Here is a 23,525-nt window from a genome sequence, read left to right as displayed (position 1 = left end):
TATTGTTTTTTAAAGATTTGTATTTTCTAATTCTGGTTGTAGTTGTACTGTTATATCTTGTTTGTTAAGAGACGAAGTCAGTGTTCTAGTTTCGTTCACAGCTATTACTTCGTTATTCCACATTCTGTAATCAAATAAGATTTCCAGGCTTGGTTCTGAAATAAATAGGTCATCATGCATTATCAAAGCTTGCGCGTAATCTTTAGAGTGTAATACTTTATATCCCTCTTTTTTAGTGTAAACTTTCTTTTGATTTTCATCTAAAGTGACAGTCACTACAGAAATAGTATCCTGAATTTCTTTAATTGGTATTTTCGGAATATTGAATGGCTCCGGATTACGAACTAAAAGCGCTATGACTTTGTTCGTATTGCTGTCAATAATTTTATTTACCTCCGTACTTTGAGCAGGGTCAAGAGGAGACAGTTTTAAGATTCCTTCAATGGCACGGTCAAAAGCATGCTGATATTTTAAAGTCATCGAATCACTTAAAATATTTGAATTCCCGATAATCACATCATGCAAAGCATCAATCTGTTCTGGAGTTGCATTTACTTTCACATCAAACAATGCTTTAGTATTTGCATCTTGATCCGTTGTATAACTTTGAATTTGTTCTTCAAAATTTTTGTAACGGGAAGTCTGGAAACCGTATTGGTGAACTAAGACATTTTCGCCTGGATCTACTTTCTTATTTTGGTTGACGTCATAATAATTGTTAGCTAAAATGGTATATAATTTAGAAGGTTTTAAATCGGTCAGATTTACTTCATATTTATATGATTTCGGTTTTAAAGGATCTCCTAAAAGGATACCACATCCCATTTCAGGATGAGAATTGATAAAGTTATTTACCACCTGAATACCAAGTGGAATTCTTGGATCGTTATCGCTTTCCCATTTTGTATCTACTTCTTTGGCTCTAGGATAATTTATTTCGATTTCTTCTGTCTCTTCTGGAAGGGGATAAGGAATAAGCATGTCATTAAGAGGGTCTTTAATAATCAGATTTAAAGAACCGTTTATTTCAAGTCTATTATCTCCATACTTTGGCCAACCTTTAAACATGTGATAGACATAAGGACTAGTAAAAAACATAGAGATCTTGCAATCTTCATGTCCGTAGAAAACGGGTTTAGACTGCAGTAAACTTCCATCGGCATTTGGATAAGAACGGTTGTAATCTAAATACTGTCTTAACGAAGTAAGAGGCGATTTGGATAACTCTGTAAGTTCATTTTTCATTGGTGGCTGCTGTCCTTCTGGTGTTACAGGATCTGGAACAGGGAAATGTCCAACAGGTCCTAAGGTTTTAAATCCATAGAAATAATTAAATGTATTTACATTTTTATCATCTACTGTATCTGTTAAACTAAAGTTCAAACAATAGGTTGTATTTGGTCTCCAAATAGGCTGTACTGTATTTTGTATTGCAGCTGTCATCGCTTCACGGTTTTCGTTTACAGCAGTTTCACTAGGAATAGTTGTATTGTGGAAATAACTTTCTTTACTTAACCATTCTACACTTTGAATACTGGTTGTGTAATCTAATTCTGGATCTTCTTCAGAATAGCCATTTGAACAAATGGTATCATTAACCGTAATTAATTTAGAATTTTTAGTTGTTCTGTTGTAATTCACTTTAGCATTTAAAGAAAGTGTTGTAACGGTTGTTGTTTCAGAAGTTAAGGCTGAAACAGAAGAAGTCAGCGTAACATTTTCAGCAGCATATAAAGAACAGTTATCAAACTGATTGTTGAATAAAGAGAAATAGACTCCTTTTTCATTTGGTTTAGATGAAAGCATCGCAATTTCATTTTGAGAAGGTTCATTCTGAATATGAATTATCGATGCATTTTCTATTGAATTTCCTCTCTTAATTAATCTGCTAAGTCCTAATGTCTCACTAAAAACAAACAAATAATCTTTATTGTATGCAATAGTTGAGTTGTCGGCTAAAGTGCTATTAGATAAATAAATTGCCGAATCTAGAACCGTATCTAGTTTTACAATATTTAATGTGTTTCCATCAATTTGAGCTAAACCGAATTTTCCATCAGAAAATTTGACAGTGATTAGAATTTTTCCATTCGCAATTACAGCATCAATAATTTCAGTTATAGCAACATCAGAAAGTACTTTTGTGTCCATTACAGCAATTGCTTTCGTGCTCAGGTTAAGGTTAAAGCGAATCACTTTTTTGTCTTTTGTAATTAAACTGAATTCAGTATTGTTATGCTTAAGAACTTTAACAGCACTTCCATTAACTTTAATTCGCTTTACAAGAGAACGATCGGTTCCATCAACCCAATTTATTTGAGTTTCATTTTCTAAAGCATTGATCCAAAGTAATTCGTTTCCTGCTACAGAAAATACTTTATTAAACCCTAAAGAATAACTGTTCAGATACTGATTACCAGAGTTTAGATTTAATTCGTCATCAAGCTCAATAATTGCCATGGCGTCAATTGGAGATTCGCAACCCACAATCAAATCAAGATCGACAATTGCTTTTCCAATTCCTTTACATTGGTTTGCTTTTAAAGCTTGAGTTAACAGCAAATTGCCATTTACAACCTGCATAGAAGTAACAACTCCATTTAACAAACGCTCTCTTAAAATATTTCCATTTAAATCAACTTGAAGCAATACTGTTGTTTCAGCCTGCGGATGGAAAGAAATAAGATACGTATCGTTGTATTTTATTACTTGGTCAAAATCATATAGATTTTTTCCTTTATATCCGTAATAATGCGTAAAAGTTAATTGATCTGGCGTTTCCGTTTGTATATTGTCATTTCCAGCATTAGCCTTTAGCTCATTTAATTCTGCCATTAGCAAATCATACTCATCAATATCACGAGGCCCTGACATTATAAAATCTCCATTTGCACTTGTGTAGGTATCATCAAATAATGCTGCGATTTTATCTCTAGTTTCTTTAATACGTGCAGCATTTGCGGCAACAGGAGTAATTACAATTTTATCGATTTTAGTTTTTAAACTTGGTTCTGTTTCTTCACTATATAAGGTTATGCTTTGTAATAGTTCGGCTTTAGTATAGACCAATTCTGTAGAAAAAGTTCCAGTTGCTGTTTTTCCTATAGCAACAGCTTCGTAAACAGTAAACTTGTCCGTATCATTTTTGAGAACCGATGTAAATGCTTTAATTTTCACTTCTTTAGCCTGAGTGGTCAATTGAAACTCAGGTTCAATAGCCGATTGCGGGAAAATAACCTCTAATTCATTGTAATTTTTAAATGCTAATGATTTACTGTACTTATGCGGATTTACTTCTCCTGTAATACTCATAAAATCGCCGCCTTCTGTTTTATTATTTTCTACAATTTCTGGTGCTTCGCCAATAAGTTTAAAAAACAATCCACTAATTTTATCTGCCTCGTATTGTGTAGGAACGTAATAACGTCTTCCGATTTTTTTATTTAGGAAATCAGTATGTTCTTTTTTGATTTCAAGAGATTTACAGAATAACTTAGAAGGTGTAATTCCAAATTGTTCCGGTACCTGCCATCCTGGTTCTCCCTTGCTTAAAAATGAAAAAGGATCTGTCGCTAAAACGCGAATACTATCATATTGGTCAATTGCTTTCTGCCATTGCGCCCAAGGTAGATTCTGTAAAGCAGGAGTTCTTTCTGTATCTTTAACAACAGCTTCAAATGGATGATAATCTTCCCAATTAAAACCATTCCAAGATTTTAATTTAATATCTTTAATTCCGTATTTATGTTTTACCTGACGTAAAGATCTTCCAGCAATTTTTTCAACTGGAGGCATCATATCGGTGTAATTTTTAGCATCTCCAGTATAACCTCCAATTATTTTAGACAACGAATTATCTGGCAGTAAACCTTTCGCAGTTTTAATATCGATATATGTATCCAGTGGAATTATCTCTGTAATCAAGGTTGCTCTTGGCATACCATTACTATCGAATACGTTCCTATCGTAGTCTTTCTCTCCTTCAGATTTGAAATAATTAAGGGCAAAAGCTTCGTTGGTAAGCATATGAACCCCTTTAACATTTTCTAATGTTCTGTCATCTTCACCATCTCCAAAAGTACCTTTAGGAAGCGGACTGTAAGGCGTACGATCGACAATTCTGTTGATATCCCACTGAAGCTCCACTTTAAAGTTTTTACGAACTCTTACAAAACCAATTTTTACACGTACACTTAGCTCTAATTTTGCATAAATAAGGAATGGTTTAAAGGATTCTACAGAGAAAATAGTATCTAACACAATTTCGACATTAATAATCCAAAGCTTAATTTGAATACCTCCTCCAGCAGTAATATAACCTCCCATCTGAGGGCGCTTGAACGAAATTTTTCCGCCTAATTCTAAATACGCCCATAATTTGACTTTGGCTGGGCCAAAACTTTGCTGTAGTTTAAAATCTAGTCGTGCTCCAGCTTCAATTCCCTGAGCTGAAAGCATGATAAAAGCTTTGGCAGTAAACAAGGTTAAAATTCGAGCTTCGATAGGATCTTTTTTAGAACCAAGGTTGACATACCAAGGTTTCTGGTTTTTAAAGAAGAATCCAGCTTCTAATAATGCATGAAGTTTGAAAATTTGTCCACTGTCTTTTGGAATACTGAAATCTGCGCCAGCGGCCAATTCTAGCGAATCGTCGCCAAAAGCAACCATAGCAAAGAATGGCGGATTGCTTGGGTCATCTTCAATAAGACCTAATCTTCCAGCAATAATATTCAATCCTGCTTCAATGTAAAATAGGGTAGGAAGTGAAAGCAGTAACATCGCTCTCAAAGACAAAACATGTCCGCCGTCTGCAACTGTACCAAAAGTAGCACCAGCTCCAATAGAAAATGGCGCATTGTATTTCATCGAATCCGGAGGACCGCTGAATTTTCTAATATTAATTCCAGGTTTTGGATATTTGTAAAATTCATACCAGCTATTGTCTTTTTTTAGTCCTGCGGCTTCTTTAGTAGCTACATATCTAAATCCTAGTAAACCTCTAAAAGCATTAATAGCAAGAAATCCTAACGGAATAGGTACAGGAAGTTCGATACTGGCATCTAGTAAAAAGGCTGGATACTTAGGCATAAATCGCATACCAACACTTCCTGAAATTTTGGCTTTAGGAAGTTTTAAACCAACTTCGCCTATAAATTCTTGAGATTTTCCAGGCTCAGGAAGCGAAATCATACCATGGATAATTGCCATAGCCGAAGCCTCGGTAGCAGTTCCAGGAATAATTAAATCGACTTCAATAGTCTGGATTCTTAGGAAAGTATCTTTTTCAAGTCCGTTTTCTGCGTTCTGATCAGTAGAGTAATAAAATTTTATTCCTTCTCCACGAGCATCAACTCCCAGTGGATTAACGCTGATAGCTCCATCAAATCCCCAGAAGTTATATTTACGGCCGTTAATCTGCGTAGAACCAAAGTTAATGTTGGTTACACCCATTTGAACTGGACCAAGATTTATAGAAAGACTGATAGGAATTGGAATAGAGCCTCCTTCAATCTCGATATTTCCGTCGCTGTAAACACGAAGTTTTTCAATCTCAAAGTTCTGACCTTTAAAAAGTTTTCCAATTAAGCTTTCATCATCAAACGAAACTTTACAGGAAGTTCCTAAATAATAGTCGTCATCTTGTTTTCCTAATTCAACACTATGGAAATCGAATTTTACAAGATCAAATAAGTTGGCTTGCGGCTCATTTTCTTTAGAAAATGAAGCAGTAAGATTAAAATCACCGTTGTCTTGCAAGTGACCTTCGACAGAAGCAGTAAATGGTACTTTAGTTCCATCTTCTTTTTTAATTTTGAATTTGTCAATTTCTAATTTTCCTTTGATGTTAGAACCAATTACTTTGTTCTGTTTAAAGGAAATATCAAATTTGTTGAAACCAACCTTAAAGCCTTTATCTTTTTCACCAATCGTTCTCCAAAGTGTATTATCATACAGCTCTGCTAAAAAGGCTTGATAATCTTTAGCTTCCGTAAAAATATAAGTTGTAGAAGGATCAACAGTTGTTGAAACTATTCCAGAAAGTGTAGTTAATGATAACGGATAATCAAAAGCATAAGGTAAATTTTTACTGTTTAATTCCTGTAAAAAGACAAGTAAAGAGTCGTAATCTGTAATTTCTTTTTTATTGGCCACACCATTTTCGTCTTTCTCGAACATGGTAATTGGATAATTAAAATTGAATTTATCGCTGAAATAACTAAAAGCACCATTCTTACTTGGAACTGTTTCTAAATAAATATTTCCGGAAAGACCGCCCGAACCCACTAATAAATCCGAAGCACCCAGTTTTAATGTTGGAGTAGTGCTTCCTGGAGTTTCAGGAATTTCATTAAACCATTTTGATGGAAGCGTTACCGAAACGGCACGCGCATAAACGCCAACGAAATCATTTGGACGTCCGTCTGCATCGGCTTCTGGAATATTGGTTTTTTTGCTTAAATCTACTTTTAAAGTATCTAACTGAAGCAGTAAACCTGTATTGCCAATCATGGCATAATCTGGTTTTAACGTTCCGCCTAACTCTAATTGATAACCAATTCCTTCTTCGGTGTCGGCATATAATTGTGCCTGAGCGAATGTGAACATTGATTTTTCAGTTCCATTACCATAATCAGAACCATTAGGCTGGACTGGTTTTAAAATGTTTCTTGGAAATTCGATACCAGCGCTTAAAGCTAATGTCGCTTTAGCTTTTGGTGTAATGATTCTCTTAATATGAGCTTCGATTCCGTCAGGAACTACAATGTTGTAAAATTCCTGAAGTTTACTTTTAGTAGCTGCTAAATCATTTTGGACGATATAAGTAGCAAATAAAAGCGCAGGAATCGATTTGGTAATTACGGTGCTGTTATTGATGAGATTAATAACAGCACTGATAGATTGTTCTACACCTGTTGGAAATTCCAGACTAGTATTTTGAAGTCTATTAATATCAAATAAAAGCTGTTCGTATTTTGTTCTTTCTTCTTCGGCTTCCACAAAAATGTTCATCATGTGAGCTATAACCTGTTCTTCGCTAATACGGAAAACCTGTAATCCTACAGAATAAAAATCTTCCATAGAAAAAGAAAAACTGCTGGAGCGGAATGTTTTTAAGAAAGCTAAAATTTCCCATTGGTATTCTAACGTAATAGGAAAAGAAGAGATAGACGAATTTCCATCGAAATCGGGATTAAGTACCAGACCTAAACCAAAAGGCAGAGGCAAGGCTAATCTCTCGCTTGATACAATATCAAGGCTGTAAAAGGCAGAATCACCTCGGTATCCTTTTGAGTATTGTAAATTTTTGTAATGTATTTTTTCAAAAATGGAATTCAAGCCATCTTCGACAAACGATAAAAATTCTGGTAAATCGTCTACAGTAATAATCTCCGATAAGCGCGGATAATATCTTGCTGTAGGAATTGGAACCGCAGGAATTGGATTAGTTGGCATATTCTAATTTGTTTTTGACTTTAGTTTTTGTTCGTGTTTTTTGCATGATTAAATCCGGAATGGTTATAAAACAGACTAGGCTTTCAAATGGATTAATTTGGGCTGCGTCTATCTTGTTTTTGAGTTTAAAAAATGCCTTAAATAAGGAGTTGAATTTGCTGTTTTTTGAAGTATTTTTCCTTTTATAATGTAAAGGTCAACTTAAAAAAGGGGTTTAAAAAACAGCTGCTTAGCGGTTTAACATGGATGTTCTAAGGCTTTACAAGGTTGTAAAGAAAGTGGATGGAAGTAGAGTTTGGATTAATTTGTAGAAAAAAGATAAGGATAAGTTATAAACTAGATAGATTACATTTTGGGATAAGATTTAAAAACAATTTTTAAAGTTTTTTAATTGAATGTTCTTATATTGTGTTGAGTAAATAACATTAAGAACTTGTTGTTGTAATAAGTCCTTAATGTTATATTTTTTTAACTAATTATCTGATTGTCTCTATAAAAAGGGCATAGTTATTAGTTCTTAATAGAGTTTTTGAATTAAGGCCATTGCCATTTGTTGCATCTTCAAAACCTAAAGTATTGACAAAAACAAAACTGAATGATGCTTCAGAAGCTCCAAATGTTCTTGTATTGGAAGCATCTCTTAAGTAGTAAGATTTGTCTGCGGTGGTGGTTACACCATCAATTATAGTTTTTTGAGGAAATACAATTGAGGCCCATTGTGATGTTGATACTTCATAATTCTGAGTATTGAACATTATAAGTTCTTGATAGTTTTTATATCCATAATTATTTAAACCCGAATATTCCATAAGTTTCACCTGATTGACAGCACCTGAACCAGCCGAACTATTTGCAAATAATCCATTATTAATTCGTAAAAAAACTTCAATTTTAGCAATATTTGGTTTCTTTTTATCTGAGTCATATAAGGTACAATTAGTTAATGTTGTGACATTAAGCCTTTGAACAGAGTTATTATCAATTTTACCTGTCATGATACTAGTTGTCACAAATTGTTTTGATTCAGAGATGTTACTCTCATGATAGACTTCAATACCTCCTGGGAACTTATAAGGAATAAGAATTAGGTTATCTGCTGTTGTAATCAATCTAGATCTTACTCCAGAATGGGTTTCCCATAATTGACCATTTTCATCACGTTCAATTGCTCCATTTTGTTTAGTGGAAGTTAAAGTGCCATTAGGAAGTATTAGAGATGGTTTTTGATCTGTTACAGCGCCTAATTCCATTGATTTTGCTTTTATATCCCCGTCTTTGCTAATAGTAGAAGTATTGCCATATCCATTGTTTCCAGCAAACACCAAACCTGTTCCAGTAGAGATTGATTTTACATTGGCACCGGCTCCATTGTTTGTGATATAAAGATTGTCATTATTTGTGTTACCAATAATAGTTGCAGTTCTATCTGAAGAGTTTACCGAATGCACATATAGTGCTTTTCCATTGCCATTACAATAAAAGTGTCCTGCGCTTCCTGATGTGGTTTGAGCAAAAACACCAGTACCTTTAGCATTATCACTCAGTAAACCTGTTCCAGAGTTTGAAAATAAAACAATACTCTTGACACTGCTATTCTCAGAAGTATTATTAATAACAATTCCTGCATTTTGAGGATAAGAAGTATTTGTTGCTGTTTTGACTCCAGAAAAAGTTTGATTTCCAGACAATTTCATGTACTCATTATCCATCATATCCTTTAACACCTTTCCTTGTCTGGCATCTAAGGCTTTTCCTTCTTCAGTGTAATCTAAACCATTGTAGTTTTCAGTCTGAAGATTGTTTGTATCACTAAACTCTAATTCACCATTTTGGTTTGTTTTTAAAATTTTGTTTGGCTGATTTGTTTCTAAATCTGCCACTTTGATTCTGTTGTGATTTGTACTCATTTTTAATTAATTATTACGGGTTTATAAATTTTAAAGGCTTTTAATTGGTTTATAGGGGATTACCGTAATACATTCAGATATATGGATACTTGCAAACAGTTTTTGATTTTGGATGACTGCAAGTAATCTGAATGTTTAAAAATTGTGTTAGTGGTGTCACAATAGGGATTTATTTTACAGAGATAGAGAATTGTAAAACAAAGAAATAGTGATAATTTAGTATGAGAATTAAAGTTTTTTAGGAATAAACTTTAATTTGCAGCATAGTATTAATTCCGTCAGAAGTATAGGAATTGCTATAACAAATCATTCTTATAGTATGATCGTCAATTCTTCCAACATACATGTTGTTGATATTTATGTTGGTATTTGCAGCTGAGGCCATTGTAAATGTTTTTCCTTCTGGGAAGCCGTTGTTTAATGTAGCAATGTAAGTGCCTCTGGCTAAATAACTAAAACTTATATCTCCTAATGTATTTTCTAGAACTCTTGCAACAGGAGGATTTGTACCAGTTTGATTTAATATTGCAGTGAATATTTTATACTTAGTATTACCTTGTTGATTTTCAACATCACTGAACTCTAATTCGCCATTCTGGTTTGTTTTTAAAATTTTGTTTGGCTGATTTGTTTCTAAATCTGCCACTTTGATTCTGTTGTGATTTGTACTCATTTTTAATTAATTATTACGGGTTTATAAATTTATAGGCTTTTAATTGGCTTATAGGGGATTACCGTAATGTATTCAGATATATGGATACTTACAAACAGTTTTTGATTTTGGATGATTGTAAGTTATCTGAATGTTTAAAAATTGTGTTAGTGGCGTCACAATAGGGTTTTGTTTTACATAGCTGTAAAACAAAGAAATAAGGTTGGGTATTGGCTTCAAATAAAACCAATGGTAAGGTTGGGAAACTTATTATTTTAAGTTTCCAGAATGGTTTTTAAAAATGTGATTTTTGGTTTAAGGATGATTATCGGTTTAGAACAAATCAAAATTTTTTGTCTTTGAGTTGTTTTAATATTATAGAAGCGACTCTTTGTAATAAAAGAATAATCTTAAATGCAGTCAGATTCTATTTTTAAGACTATGCTTTAAATTATGAATATACTCTTATTTCAACGGAAGTTTTTATTAACCTACCGTCTCCAGGTGTATTAGTGGGATCATTCGTATACAAAGTGACAAATCCTGATCCAGACTGAATGTTTATAAATCCGGTGATAGTTGTTTGAGCAAATGAAACGGTTTTATCCAAAACCATTCCTGAATAGGTTGCTGTGTATATGCCTGTTCCTGATCTGCTCCAAACAACTGTTCCGCCTAATGTATTTTCTAACACTGTAGCCACCGGAGCAGCTGTTCCTGATTGTGTTACTAGTGCTGTATAAACTTTATATGGTCTTGCATTGGCATCTACATAACTTTTGGTTGTCAAATGATTTGGAAGAGTTGGGTTTGCCGCAGTAACCGTACCGGTGAAATAATTGCTTGTTGTTGTTGAATTACCTATTGTTACAGTATTTGATCCATTACCTAAAGTATTTGTTCCAATAATTATTTCATTGGTAGATGTATTTGTGAGAGGTCTAGTACCAGTTCCTATAAACAAGCAATTGGTGGTTGATGTATTTGCATTAGAACCAGTTGCACCATAGAATCTTCCAGCACCAAAACCCAATCCTAAATTATTATTTCCGTCTACGATTCCTTGTAATGCAGATGTCCCGATTCCCATATTACTGCTTCCAGAAGTTAAGCTACCTAAAACAAAATGCCCAAAGCCTATATTTACAGCACCTGTATTTAAACTAGAAAGAGCAGAATAGCCTACAGCTATATTATTTGAACCTGTAGTAATTGATTTTAGTGACTGATCTCCATAACTTAAATTGCTTCCTACATTTCCTTTACCATTACACCAAATTGAGCTATCAGTAATGTTGAATTTTAATAAACCCCTCGCATTTAGATTTGGTACAGTAGGAAAATCTGCAGTACCTCCTAGATCGCCCGAAAGTCTTAATTTGCCTTTTAAAGCGGTTGTAGCATCAGGAGCAGATACATTAGATTTTGAACTCCATTTTATTTCTCCCGTACTTTCGTCAATCATGGCGACTCTATTTAAAGAATCGTTTTGCTGTACTTCTGTTAATGTTATGTTTTTAAATATCCAATTTCCAGAAATTGTCTGTGATTTGGATTTAATATTTTCCCACCAGTTAAAAAGTTTAGAACGACTGACGACTTTTTTATCTTCTGGGACTGCAGTACTGATTTGTGTTTCTTCGTCGGAAGCAATATCAACATTAGAACCAGCATCAATATTATCAATCATATCTTTTAACACTTTTCCTTGTCTGGCATCGAGTGCTTTTCCTTCGACGGTGTAATCAAGTGCATTGTAACTTTCGATTTGAAGTTCATTTGCATCGCTAAATTCTAATTCACCAGTTTGATTTGTTTTTAAAATTTTGTTTGGCTGATTTATTTCTAAATCTTCCACTTTGATTCTGTTATAATTTGTACTCATTTTTAATTAATTTTTATGGGGTTTAAAATAATTTATAAGTTTTTATTTGACTTATGGAGTTACTGTAATTTGTTTAATGAGACTGATACCTACAGGTAATTTTTGATTTTGATTGATTGTAAGTTAATCTGAGAAATTTAAAAAATTGTGTTAGTGGCGTCACAATAGGTTTTTGTTTTACATAGCTGTAAAACAAAGAAACAAGGTTTCGCTATTGGCTTGGTAGCGCCAATAGTAGAGTAGGGAAACTTATTATTTTAAGTTTCCAGAGTTTTTAAAAATGCATTTTTTGATAATTAAGAGAGAACTTTCTCTTTTGATTTAAAACAACTCAAAGGTTTTTTTTCTTTGAGTTGTTTTTATGTTTTTTGTAAATCTATTTTAGGACAAAAACACTCGCTCGCTCGTTAGCGCGGATTTGCAATCCGTGCCCCTGCTGGCGCGAGCGTCTCATTCGTGCACGTACAGCATATCAATTAATATTAATTTCTAGGACAGTCTGATTGTTATCACCATAATTTCTAGCAGAGCTGTATTTCCAATCCACAGGATTGGTAACAAAACCACTCTCGAGCGGGTTGTTATGAATATAATTTAATTTTTGCTCAAAAACTTTTAAAGACCAAATTTCAATAGGTTTATTGTTCTGCTGCCAAAACTGCCTGAATTTTACATTGCTGTTTTTCTTTCCGGCTCTTTCAAACATCCAAAGCATCCATTCTTTTCTGCTTTCTTGCGGATTTTCTTCAATTGCTTTGAGCATTTTCCTAGAGGTAAAACCTTTAAAATCTCTTATTAGGCCAGAAGGGTCTCCATTTTCAGATCTGAAAATTAAATGAACATGACTCGGCATTATGCAGTAGCCATAAATCTCCATTCCTTTGTTCTTTCTGCAGTAATCTAATGACTCTACAATATTGCCAAAATACTCTTCTCTTGTAAAAACATCTATCCAGTAAACTGTAGCAAAACTTATAAAGTAAGCTCCAGTTGTATCTCCAAATTTGTATTTTCTGCTCATTTATTATTTTTGAGCTAATGTAAGAAATACTTTGCGTTCACGAGCGAGACGCTCGCGCTAGCGGGGGAGACAGGGATCGATAAAAATTAAAAGTTAGTATTTAATTGATTAAGATATTCGTTATTAGGTAATTCCAAATCTGTGGGAGATAATACTAAAGTTATAGATACTTCACTTATAACAATAGAAAAAACTGTATCTGAAGTAGCCCATCTTTTATGAGCATTTGGATTAGATTTTATAATTGTGAAAGCTTGATCGATAATGTTTTTTAGATTTACGGGATTTTGAAAATGTTCTTTAAAAATTTTGATTTCACTCATAAGATTTAGTATCGTAGATGTAGGTAAATCAGGCGATTGTTCTCCATTTTCGTATGTGCATGTTGAAAAATCTTTATCTGTAATTATCATTATTTCATTCTGACCCCAATATATTTCTTCTTTCAATCCGTTAATGACATCATTTATGTCCGAAATGATTTTATTTATAGATTTTAGGTTGAAATTACTTAAATATCCAGAATTTTGTAACTGATCATCGATAATTCCCATATCAACATCTCTACGAGATTGAACTATTATTGTTTTCTTATAACTCATATTTTTTTATTTTTGTTGCTATTAAAGTTTAGGAAAGGCTGATCCGTAGTTTAAATTTGAAATTGGTATAGATATTGGCTGAATATTTGTTTGAGTTCCTAAAAACATATTAATTCTAATTCCATCGCTACTTAATCCGCTCCATTCATTCGAATCTCCCCCCTGCTGGCGCGAGCGTCCCGCTCGTGCACGTACAGCATATTAATTAATGTCAATTTCTAAGACAGTCTGATCGTTATCACCATAATTTCTGGCAGAGCTGTATTTCCAATCTACAGGATTGGTAACAAAACCACTCTCGAGCGGGTTGTTATGAATATAATTTAATTTTTGCTCAAAAACTTTAAAAGACTAGATTTCAATAGGTTTGTTGTTTTGCTGCCAAAACTGCCTGAATTTTACATTGCTGTTTTTCTTTCCGGCTCTTTCAAACATCCAAAGCATCCATTCTTTTCTGCTTTCTTGTGGATTTTCTTCAATTACTTTGAGCATTTTTCGAGAAGTAAAACCTTTAAAATCTCTAATAAGGCCAGAAGGGTCTCCATTTTCAGATCTGAAAATTAAATGAACATGACTCGGCATTATGCAGTAGCCATAAATCTCCATTCCCTTGTTCTTTCTGCAGTAATCTAATGACTCTACAATATTGCCAAAATACTCTTCTCTTGTAAAAACATCTATTCAAAATACCGTAGCAAAACTTATAAAGTAGGCTCCAGTTTTTTCTCCAAATTTGTATTTTCTGCTCATTTATTATTTTGAGCTAATGTAAGAAATACTTTGTGTTCACGAGCGAGACGCTCGCGCCAGCGTGGCTATCGTTGCCTAGATAGATCTGCGCGATCGGGTTTGCAACTCCGTGTTATCGTTAAGGAGATAGATCTGTGCGATTGGGTTTTTAGTGCAAGACAACTTTGCGTTCACGAGCGAGACGCTCGCGCCAGCAGGGGATTGCAAATCCGCGCTATCGTTGTGGAGCTAAATCTGCGCGATCGGGTTAGAAAGGATTATATCCTTTTTTAAATGTTTCAATTCTATGTTTAATAAATTCGGATAAGCTTTTATTCAAATTTTTATAGGTAGGAATATTATCATTTGTTGGTAAATATGCTTGATGCACTAATGGATTTTCCTCTTCATCTAAATATACATATATGAATTGATCACCAGAATTATACATATCTATAGCAAAAAAAGGCCTACTAATATTTTTGTTATATTTTTCTAGTAATTCTCTTGCTTCTGTTTGCATTTCTTCTTGACTGTCGAATAATCCAGTTTCTAAAACATAGCAGCCATTTCCAGCTAAATAAAGCAATTCTTTTAATGCTTTAGGGAAAGAGCTATTGTTATTATACAGTTGTTCTAAATTTTCAATTTCTTGTAAAGAAATTGGTTTAATAGTTCCTTTATAACCATCATTGTTCGGATATGCAGAAGGATTATCTCTTAAATATTTTAAAAAGTTGATTTCCATGTTTATTGTTTTGTTATATCTTTAAGTGCTTCCATTGTTTTCGCGTCTCTATGAGCAATAAATTTAATTTCTAAAATTTTACCGTCTGATTTCGCAAGTTCTTGCGCAATCTGTAAATATTTTTGACATGAAGTGCAGGTATATAACGTCGATTCAATTTCAATAACAAATTTATTACCTTTGTTGTAATGATTTTCAAAAAAATTGAACAAAAATTTAATTTCAGTATCATTTATTCTTGGATTTCCTACATCATCTAGAGCATTCATTGCAAATGCTTTATATTTTTCCATGTTTGATGGTTGTATAAAACGTTCTTTTAAAATAGCAAGTTCTTCTCCTTGAAATATATCATCTAGGTCCACCTGTTCCCCTGCTGACGCGAGCGTCCCGCTCGTGCACGTACAGCATATTAATTAATATCAATTTCTAGGACAGTCTGATCGTTATCGCCATAATTTCTAGCCGAGCTGTATTTCCAATCTACAGGATTAGTAACAAAACCAGTCTCTAGGGGGTTGTTATGAATATAATTTAATTTTTGCTCAAAAACTTTTAAAGACCAAATTTCAATAGGTTTGTTGTTTTGTTGCCAAAACTGCCTGAATTTTACATTGCTGTTTTTCTTTCCAGCTCTTTCAAACATCCAAAGCATCCATTCTTTTCTGCTTTCTTGTGGATTTTCTTCAATTGCTTTGAGCATTTTCCTTGAGGTAAAACCTTTAAAATCTCTAATAAGACCAGAAGGATCTCCATTTTCAGATCTGAAAATTAAATGAATATGACTAGGTATGATACAATAACCATAAATCTCCATTCCTTTGTTCTTTCTGCAGTAGTCTAATGATTCTACAATGCTCCCAAAATACTCTTCTCTTGTAAAAACATCTATTCAAAATACCGTAGCAAAACTTATAAAGTAAGCTCCAGTTCTATCTCCAAATTTGTATTTTCTGCTCATTTATTATTTTGAGCTAATGTAAGAAATACTTTGCGTTCACGAGCGAGACGCTCGCGCTAGCGGGGGAATCGTTATTAAAATTCTCTTTCTAATTGAGCAACATACTGATTTTGTGTTAGATTGAAATCATTAGATTCTAATATTAAACTAAAAATTGTATTATTCAAAGTAATTAAAAAATGAGTATCTGATGTTGGCCATCTTTTATATTTTGATGGATTGACTTTTATTGCAGCGAAGGCTTCACCAATTAGGACTTTATAATAATCACCTGCAAGACATTGTTCTTTGAATCTCTTAAGTTCTATTAAAAAATCTCTCAAGCCTATCGTAGATACTTCATATCTTTCTACTTTGTCAAAATCTCCATATCGAGATACTGTTGCTTCAGAAAATACATGAAACAAGTCTGTACCCCAATCTAAATACTCAAGGCCACCAGAAATAACCGCATTTAATTCTGCTAGCGTCTTTGTAATCTCATCTATTGACATTTCAGATAAAGATGATGCTTGATCTAAATCTGAAGAACCAACACCAATCATTACATATCTTTGGGTATAATATCTTGTTACTGTTAATTGATATTCATATGACATATTTGATCTTTTTATTGTTTACTATTTTTTATCTTTTTGGTATCACAGTTCCATAAGGCAATGTACGACTAGGCAATGCTGTTGGTATAATCATTACTTCAGTGCCAATACATAAATGTATCTTTCCTCCTTCGCTTGTTTTTCCTAACCATGTGTTAGAACTTCTGTTTGGTCTAATTTGTATCCAGTCATCTAAAGTTAAATTATGTCGGGCATAAGTTATTTCAATAAGAGCCTTGTCTTCATTCATCCCTGTAAAAATAGTTGTTTTGTTCGAATTAGATTTTTTAACCCACGTTTTTATAGGGTTTCCATTAATATCTAGATAAAGGCTTTCTACACCATCTACTTTTTTTGTAACATAACCCCACATCCATACTTCACAGTCTTTTGCTCCTAAACCCGGAAATTCTGTTCCATCTATTATGGCTGTTTGTATATTTGCATTTACAGTAGGCAAAGGACCCGGATAGTATTTTTTACCCCCAGGTAATGTAGCTTCTATTAAAGTAATAGGATTAGGTTCTGTAACTGCGTAATCAGCATGCATACCTGTAAAACCAATAATGTAATCACGGCCGTTATGTTTAAGCGTTACAGGAGATCCTTTTAAATGATTTGCTATTGTTTCCTGTAAACCTGGATGATGTACATGATTAACAGGGTATTGTTTTTTTAGTGTAAAAGTATTACGTAGATCCTCAAGAAAATCTACACTCTTTATAAGGGAATTATGAACGTTAGGATTTAAAGGATTTTCATCAACAATTTTATAATATTTAATCAATCCTCCATTTTTTATTCTATCGACTACTGTTTGAGGACTGTTTTCATAACTTTTAAAAAATTTGAATTTTTGCTCCTTTGATAAAATTGATAAATCATTGCCTTTGCTTACAAAAGAATATTTTTCCCATTCATTTATAAAATTAGGATTAGATTTAAAATTTACCAAATCTGCTTCATCAAATATATCTAAAAATTGTTGCTTTTTAGTAATTCCAATAGGCTCTAAAACTTTACGAATATTAATATCTTCGTAGTACTTTATTAATTTAGTTACATGTTGGTCGTTTTTTAAGAAGTTAAGATTTTTTCTTTCCTCAATAATATCATTAGCATAACACAACCTCCAGTTTTCGATTGCTTTAGCTCCATTAGTATTAAACACTTTTCTAATTGCTGGATCTTCAAAGAATCCTAGATCAACGTAAAAAGCATATTTCTCGGCACCTTTATCGATTTGTCTATATTTTTGTAGAATTTCTGATGCATCATTACCATATGATTCTAGTTTTTGAATCAATGTGTTTACAACTAATTCTCTATTGCCTGCTATGTCACTAACAACAATGAGAGCTTGATCAAGTTCATAAATTTGAGAAGGTGTCATCTCTGGTCTATAAATTGAAATACCATCATCATTAAATTGTTTCACAGTACTATTTAATTCAAAAGCAGAATCAATAACTTTTGATTGTATGTGTGGTTTTGCATATAGAGAAAACATTGTAGCCCAAATAAGAAATGAATTAGCTTTCTCAGCAATTTGTTTTGTTGCTAAATCATTAGTTGTGTGGATTACATAATTATTTAAGGCTAGTGCATTAATAGAAGTAAATTCAATAGCATTTACAACTCCGCTTATTGCTTTCCATTTTAAAACAATGTCTGAGGCAACTACAGATTCGACGCTCCAAAAAGGTCTAATTTTAGAAAGATATCCTAAATATCGTAAATCAGCTAAGGCACCTACACCTGTTAAATTTAATGCAATTTCAGCAGCAAACATTACTCCAAAATCTATTTTTTTTAAGTTGCTGTAATCTTCCATGTAAAATAATAGGAAAGCAGGTATTGTGTGAATTTTTTGGTCACCTAAGTTTTCACCATCTTTAAAATCTGCTAACGTTTCAACTAAATCTAAATCAGGTTTGAGGCCAATAAATGTTATGGGTTGAAAAAATTCGTAAGTACCATAAAGTACCGGATCTGAATAATGGTCTTGATATCCTTTCCTTGATTCAATTTTATATTCATATACTTCAATTGATTTGCCAGCCATTTTATAGCTATAATTAGTTGAAGTTTCAATTTTTGCTCCATTGCGATTGCCTGTAACAGTTTCATAAATAATAAAAGGCGGGGAAGTGGTATCATTATAATATTTAGGAACCTTAATACTGTTAGTTGGGTCTGGATTATTTTTTAATTTCATATATTCAGATTCTTCATACACTCCACATGCATTCAATTGTTTAGTATAAGAAGAATCAGGATATATAGGATTGTACGTTGAAGAAAACCATATTTTGTATAATAGTATGATAAACTTCATTCTATTGTTATACGAGTTCCATACTCCAAATGTATATCTAGAATACCTGTCGTCGTCAATATCTTTATATAATATTTCAAAAAGTGTAGTTTTAGACTCTACAGATCGTGGGCCTTTACCTCCTTGTAACGTAATGTAGTTATGAAAATTAACTAAATCCTTTAATAAATCATTTCTATCAGCTGAAGAAACTGATTGAAAAGTAAATGACTCAATAATTTTTAGCACTAATGATTCACCATGATTACGTTCGTTTAATGTTACATTCTGTTTACTCAAATTGTAAAGTAACTCAAATTTATCAATAGCAGGCACCGTTGCTAGTGCTTCAGCAGATAAAACTGTTGCTAGCCAGTAAAATTTATCTTTTGTTGAAGAATTTTTAACTAAAATTTGATTTGCATAAAAGCTTTTGTAATAAGAATGCAAGTTTCTCAAATAGTCTTCCAATATTTCCACACTAGGATTGTCAAATATTGGGCTGTTGGTCCATTCAAAAGTTTGATGGTTTAAATATGTTTGAAATTCTGGTTCTGTTAAAATTTGCGAAAATAGATTTTGCTGAATGGAATTAATAAGAATCGCAATTTTTGCAATTAAAAAAGCTTTTGCTTGTTTGTCATTTTGATCTGTAAGTGGAGTGACAAATAACCCAATTTTATGATTATAAAATTGCATGGCTGTTGGGTTCAATTGAATATTTGTTCCTTCTAGAGGATTTGGAAAAACTCCATTTGGAATTTTAATTTGCCAAGTTCCGTAATCTACAATTGGGATACTTGGTTGATAAGCCCATTTGTAAGTTTCAATTTTACAAAAATCTGTATATGGACTTGAAACTTTTAATTTTTTTACAATTATTTCGTCATCAGCTGAGGCTGATTTAAAAGTGTATTTATGATTTTTTAATTCATAAAGTTTATTTTTGTCTACAAGATATTCTAGAAAAAAATCTTCCTCATAAAATCCGCCAATCACATCTTTATCTATCTGACCAACAAGATCTACATCTCTGAAATCCTCTTTTACTGTTTCTTTAAATTTTTTAGTTACTCCATTAATGACAGTTTCAAATGAATTTAAAAAGCCATATATAGTGTATTTAGGGTTAATTAATCCAGTTAGTTTGACAACTTCCCCTGATTTTAATATTGCAGCTTGTTCCATTATATCGATAAATCTAAATCTAACATTAATTCTTTTTTCAAATCCTCTTTTACATAATCACTATATCCTTTACTAAAATGATACTTACTGTCCAGCGAATACACAAAAACAGGATTACTAGGTTCTTCCAGTTTATTATTACCATCCGAATCTTCAGCTACAATACCAACCCTGTATTTTTGATATTTAACATCTTCAGGAGAAACCAGTTCGTTTTCATCCTCAAAAAGATCAATCAAAAACAAACGAGGATTTTTTGTGTCATCTGTAATCAATGCTTTTATGGCGTCATTTTCGGCTTTGGTTAATCCCAGGATAATTTTATTGGGAGTAGAGCCGTCAAAAGTTTTTAGTTCCAAACCAGTAATAGTTTGTGTGCTGTCTGTAAACAGTTTTAAATTGTAATAGTAAGGTTCAGGAAGCTGGTAGGTTTTGCTATTGCCAACTGCGCCACTTGCTGAAGCAGATGTATTAGTTGTTGACGTTGTGCTTCCAGTTGCCGAAACGGCATTGTTCATAACATCTACAGCTTCTGTGATATAGGTAACACGTGCAACTGTTGGCGTTTCTTCAACTCCAGTTTCAATACTATCATTTACTGTAAGCGTTTGTACAATCGAAATTCCCTGCTGTTTTTTATCGTAAAACTCATTAACGAGATTTGGTTTTTCAGAAGTCATTCTGGAATAACTTTCGTCACTGCCTAATTTTAGTAAAGGTTTTGCCTTGATTAAATTGAAAACATTGTCAAAATAGTTGGCTTGTCTGTATAAAATGACCAAATCTCCGTTTTCATCAAGTGTAGTTCCAGCAGTATACATATTCACTTTTCCCTGATAAATCAAAAGATTAAGAGAAGCAATATTTTTACCAGCTACTGCGGGAGTTGTTAATTGTATTGTTGAGGTTAAGTCGGCATAATTGCCTTCTTCATCTGGAGGCAGTTGTAAACCATCTGCGTTAATGAAATTGTCTTTTTGCGCATTGGCCACTTTAGCAAGCTGTCCGTAAAAAGCGGTGTTGTTATTGTTGTCGGTTGGAAATTGCAGGTAGAGGTTATTTGTTGTAACCGTATTGGCCTGTGATTGGTTGTTAATTAAAACCGGCCATCCTTTAGTGCCATAAATTTCCGCTGTCATCGGGACTACTTTGGTAGTCGGATTTTCTAATAAACCTGTTTTTAGGTTTTCAGGACCTTCGTCAATTTTGTAGTTTCCATAGAAATCGTAGCTACGGGTTCTATCACTCTGAATGTAAACGTACCAATTGTTTTTGGTCCAAAAATTATGGAGCAGATCACTAAAAATTGCAGTTCCTTTTTTGTCGGTTTGAACTCCGGAAGCAGTTGCTTTAACAACTCCATTTTCAACATGTGAGCCATAATATGCTGCAATATCAATAAACTGCGTGCTTTGCTCACGCTGTAATTTTTTAATGAAATCTGTTTCGCCATTTACTGTAATTTCTGCAAACGGTTTACGGGCATATTCTAAATCGAAAATAAACTCAGTGTTGTCAAACTCATGTTTGTAGTCGCCGTAATTAAGGACAACATCAATACCGCATTCGTTTCCTTCAAAATAACCTAACGTTTCACCGCTATCAATAAGCGGAAGCTCAAAAGAATCATTTTCCGTTGTAGTATTATCTACTGTTTTTAGTTCAGATTCTTTAAAGAATAAACTAGAAATAGCATTTGCTGCATTTTGCTGAACAGGATCTTCATTGTAGCCAATAAAACTGGCTTTAAAAGTTGGTTTGGATAAAGCTGTAGTTCCTTGGTAAAAAGCATCAAAATCTCGATTGATCTTAGTTATAAAATCAGAAGTTTGACCACTTTCGGCTATTACCTTGTATTCGCCGTCTTTTATAAAAAAATCGCTTTTTCGCAATCCTCTATAAATAAAATACTTGATGTTTAAACCCGGAAAGGGTTGCTTGTAAGGACGTAAAATTAAATTTACTTTGCCATTATTCAGATCTTCCTGAGGTTGTACTAAAACAACGCCTTTACAGATCGAATAGGCTTTTTGGGGAGAGTTTAAAGAGAATCTGGAAGTGAGGTTAAACTTGGTGCTCGAAACGGGACCAAAAGCTTGTGCCTCACTTTGCGTAAATCCTCCAGGCTCTATAAAAAAATGAGACTGTGCTGCCATATTAAGGTATTAGTTAAAATTTTGATGTATTTAAAACCAAAGCGGTTTATAGGTTTTGTAAAGGAATCTGCCAATTAGAAAAAGCAGTAGAATAAGAAGTAATCTTCCTAACCAAATCTGTACTTTTTGCCAAAAGGTTAAATGGTTGACAAACTTGGTAATGGTAATGTTTTTTTCCAGAACATCTTTTACTTGCTTGGATTTCCAGTGTGCGTAGAGTTCCTGTTCTTTCAGGTTGCAGTCTACTTGAAGTGTATTGTTATCCAGTCGAACCTTTGGGCTTTTTAATGTACGCCCTGGTTCGGCCTGAATAACATTTTTAAGGACTACTTTTCCGTTTATACAGTCTAGTAATGCGTTATAAGAACTGCTGTCTTTGGCGATTTTAAAAACAGTGTCATGTAAAGTTTCGGTAATCGTAATGGTCTGGATTTTATTCTCGTTCTGTACAGGTTTCGGACTTCGGCATGAAATCACGATTAGCAGAATAAAAAGAGAAATAACAGGGTATTTGAGCTGTTTAGTCATAATTTAGAATTGGTTTATAAGTTAATTTTACAGGCGTAGAAAGCCTTTTATGCTTTTGATATCTCGTTTTCTTCTGGCGACTTTGTAGCCTTCACGGCCTCCGCTGTCATTCGTATTTCCTTCGATGGTGTAAATGGTGTTTCCTGCAACTTTTTCGACAAATCCGGCATGGCCTGTACCGTTTTTAAAATCCATAATAAAAACATCTCCGGGCTGTGGCAGTTTTTTGACCAAAAGCGGTCTTGAATTGTATTGATCCAAAACGCCTCCCGTTTTCTTCAATGGATTTTTGGCGTTGATTTGAAGTGCGGCTTTTTGAGTGCACCAGTAAATAAAAGCCATGCACCAAGCGTATCCTTTTCCAAGTCCGACGCTTCTTAAATAAATTTCGACTTCAGGTCCAGAGTTGCTGTTTCTGGGAATTTCTTCTACGCCAATTTGTGCCGTGGCGATTTCTAATGTTTTTTGGGTAAGTGTCATGCGTGTTTTCCGTTTAACTGTTTGAATTTTTGCAGCTCATCTACCAATTGCTGATTAATGAGCATAAGTTCTTTGTGCTGTATTTCCATTTTTTTTATGGTGTCTGTTGCCGCTGTAAGTCGGGCGGTAAGGTCGTCTAGAAGATCACGGTAATATTTTACGGCGCTTACGGCATTGTCTAATTCCGCTGCGCGATCTTCTGCCAATGATTTCCGCATGGAGAAAAACCAAGTAATAAAAGCGGCGAAAAAGGCGGTTAGAGTGGGGTATAAAAACTGCTCCATTGAATGTGTTTAA

The 23,525-nt window shown here is 33.5% G+C and carries 14 protein-coding genes and 2 pseudogenes; all 16 read right to left on the bottom strand.

Annotated elements, in window-relative coordinates:
- Positions 1-9 precede the first annotated feature (9 nt).
- Positions 10-7,455, bottom strand: a complete 7,446-nt coding sequence (locus tag BM289_RS22645) for a hypothetical protein (RefSeq protein ID WP_091498042.1) — start codon at positions 7,453-7,455, stop codon at positions 10-12.
- Between the two features lie 476 nt (positions 7,456-7,931).
- A complete protein-coding gene (locus tag BM289_RS22640) occupies positions 7,932-9,362 on the bottom strand; it encodes a hypothetical protein (protein WP_091498040.1) in 1,431 nt (476 codons plus the stop codon).
- A gap of 238 nt (positions 9,363-9,600) precedes the next feature.
- Positions 9,601-10,035 carry a hypothetical protein gene (locus tag BM289_RS22635; protein ID WP_091498037.1) on the bottom strand — a complete coding sequence of 145 codons (435 nt, stop codon included), beginning with the start codon at positions 10,033-10,035 and terminating at the stop codon, positions 9,601-9,603.
- 430 nt (positions 10,036-10,465) lie between these two features.
- The gene (locus tag BM289_RS22630) at positions 10,466-11,899 is read right to left on the bottom strand and encodes a hypothetical protein (protein WP_091498034.1); all 1,434 of its coding nucleotides are present in this window, start codon (positions 11,897-11,899) and stop codon (positions 10,466-10,468) included.
- Positions 11,900-12,371: 472 nt separating this feature from the next.
- Positions 12,372-12,920, bottom strand: a complete 549-nt coding sequence (locus BM289_RS22625; protein WP_091498032.1) for an REP-associated tyrosine transposase — start codon at positions 12,918-12,920, stop codon at positions 12,372-12,374.
- A gap of 86 nt (positions 12,921-13,006) precedes the next feature.
- Positions 13,007-13,522, bottom strand: coding sequence for a hypothetical protein (locus BM289_RS22620; protein WP_091498029.1), 516 nt, complete (start codon positions 13,520-13,522; stop codon positions 13,007-13,009).
- A 201-nt stretch (positions 13,523-13,723) separates the two neighbouring features.
- Positions 13,724-14,272 (bottom strand): annotated as a pseudogene (locus BM289_RS22615) (REP-associated tyrosine transposase).
- A 247-nt stretch (positions 14,273-14,519) separates the two neighbouring features.
- Positions 14,520-14,999, bottom strand: coding sequence for an SMI1/KNR4 family protein (locus tag BM289_RS22610; protein ID WP_091498026.1), 480 nt, complete (start codon positions 14,997-14,999; stop codon positions 14,520-14,522).
- A gap of 2 nt (positions 15,000-15,001) precedes the next feature.
- Positions 15,002-15,364 carry a hypothetical protein gene (locus BM289_RS22605; protein WP_143102116.1) on the bottom strand — a complete coding sequence of 121 codons (363 nt, stop codon included), beginning with the start codon at positions 15,362-15,364 and terminating at the stop codon, positions 15,002-15,004.
- 47 nt (positions 15,365-15,411) lie between these two features.
- Positions 15,412-15,960: pseudogene (locus tag BM289_RS22600) on the bottom strand (REP-associated tyrosine transposase).
- A 74-nt stretch (positions 15,961-16,034) separates the two neighbouring features.
- A complete protein-coding gene (locus tag BM289_RS22595) occupies positions 16,035-16,559 on the bottom strand; it encodes a hypothetical protein (protein WP_143102115.1) in 525 nt (174 codons plus the stop codon).
- A 28-nt stretch (positions 16,560-16,587) separates the two neighbouring features.
- Complete coding sequence (locus BM289_RS22590) at positions 16,588-20,064, bottom strand: hypothetical protein (protein ID WP_091498019.1); 3,477 nt, start codon at positions 20,062-20,064, stop codon at positions 16,588-16,590.
- Positions 20,064-22,220 (bottom strand): hypothetical protein, encoded by a 2,157-nt coding sequence (locus BM289_RS22585; protein WP_091498017.1) that lies wholly within the window; start codon positions 22,218-22,220, stop codon positions 20,064-20,066. Before BM289_RS22585 ends, BM289_RS22590 begins: the two co-directional genes overlap by 1 nt.
- Positions 22,221-22,250: 30 nt before the next feature.
- On the bottom strand, positions 22,251-22,748 hold the full coding sequence (locus BM289_RS22580; RefSeq protein WP_091498014.1) for a hypothetical protein: 498 nt from the start codon (positions 22,746-22,748) through the stop codon (positions 22,251-22,253).
- A gap of 27 nt (positions 22,749-22,775) precedes the next feature.
- Complete coding sequence (locus BM289_RS22575; RefSeq protein WP_091498012.1) at positions 22,776-23,228, bottom strand: CHAP domain-containing protein; 453 nt, start codon at positions 23,226-23,228, stop codon at positions 22,776-22,778.
- Positions 23,225-23,512, bottom strand: a complete 288-nt coding sequence (locus BM289_RS22570; RefSeq protein WP_091498009.1) for a methyl-accepting chemotaxis protein — start codon at positions 23,510-23,512, stop codon at positions 23,225-23,227. Before BM289_RS22570 ends, BM289_RS22575 begins: the two co-directional genes overlap by 4 nt.
- Between the last annotated feature and the right edge of the window lie 13 nt (positions 23,513-23,525).

Origin of the sequence: Flavobacterium phragmitis, from assembly GCF_900112575.1 — a bacterium.
Lineage (GTDB): Bacteria > Bacteroidota > Bacteroidia > Flavobacteriales > Flavobacteriaceae > Flavobacterium > Flavobacterium phragmitis.
This window is presented reverse-complemented; position numbering and strand designations above follow the sequence as displayed.

What these genes read in the sequence shown, in the direction of transcription:
- BM289_RS22645 (WP_091498042.1), bottom strand. Translation starts at nt 7,455, where the DNA reads ATGCCAACTAATCCAATTCCTGCGGTTCCAATTCCTACAGCAAGATAT.
- BM289_RS22640 (WP_091498040.1), bottom strand. Translation starts at nt 9,362, where the DNA reads ATGAGTACAAATCACAACAGAATCAAAGTGGCAGATTTAGAAACAAAT.
- BM289_RS22635 (WP_091498037.1), bottom strand. Translation starts at nt 10,035, where the DNA reads ATGAGTACAAATCACAACAGAATCAAAGTGGCAGATTTAGAAACAAAT.
- BM289_RS22630 (WP_091498034.1), bottom strand. Translation starts at nt 11,899, where the DNA reads ATGAGTACAAATTATAACAGAATCAAAGTGGAAGATTTAGAAATAAAT.
- BM289_RS22625 (WP_091498032.1), bottom strand. Translation starts at nt 12,920, where the DNA reads ATGAGCAGAAAATACAAATTTGGAGATACAACTGGAGCTTACTTTATA.
- BM289_RS22620 (WP_091498029.1), bottom strand. Translation starts at nt 13,522, where the DNA reads ATGAGTTATAAGAAAACAATAATAGTTCAATCTCGTAGAGATGTTGAT.
- BM289_RS22610 (WP_091498026.1), bottom strand. Translation starts at nt 14,999, where the DNA reads ATGGAAATCAACTTTTTAAAATATTTAAGAGATAATCCTTCTGCATAT.
- BM289_RS22595 (WP_143102115.1), bottom strand. Translation starts at nt 16,559, where the DNA reads ATGTCATATGAATATCAATTAACAGTAACAAGATATTATACCCAAAGA.
- BM289_RS22590 (WP_091498019.1), bottom strand. Translation starts at nt 20,064, where the DNA reads ATGGAACAAGCTGCAATATTAAAATCAGGGGAAGTTGTCAAACTAACT.
- BM289_RS22585 (WP_091498017.1), bottom strand. Translation starts at nt 22,220, where the DNA reads ATGGCAGCACAGTCTCATTTTTTTATAGAGCCTGGAGGATTTACGCAA.
- BM289_RS22580 (WP_091498014.1), bottom strand. Translation starts at nt 22,748, where the DNA reads ATGACTAAACAGCTCAAATACCCTGTTATTTCTCTTTTTATTCTGCTA.
- BM289_RS22575 (WP_091498012.1), bottom strand. Translation starts at nt 23,228, where the DNA reads ATGACACTTACCCAAAAAACATTAGAAATCGCCACGGCACAAATTGGC.
- BM289_RS22570 (WP_091498009.1), bottom strand. Translation starts at nt 23,512, where the DNA reads ATGGAGCAGTTTTTATACCCCACTCTAACCGCCTTTTTCGCCGCTTTT.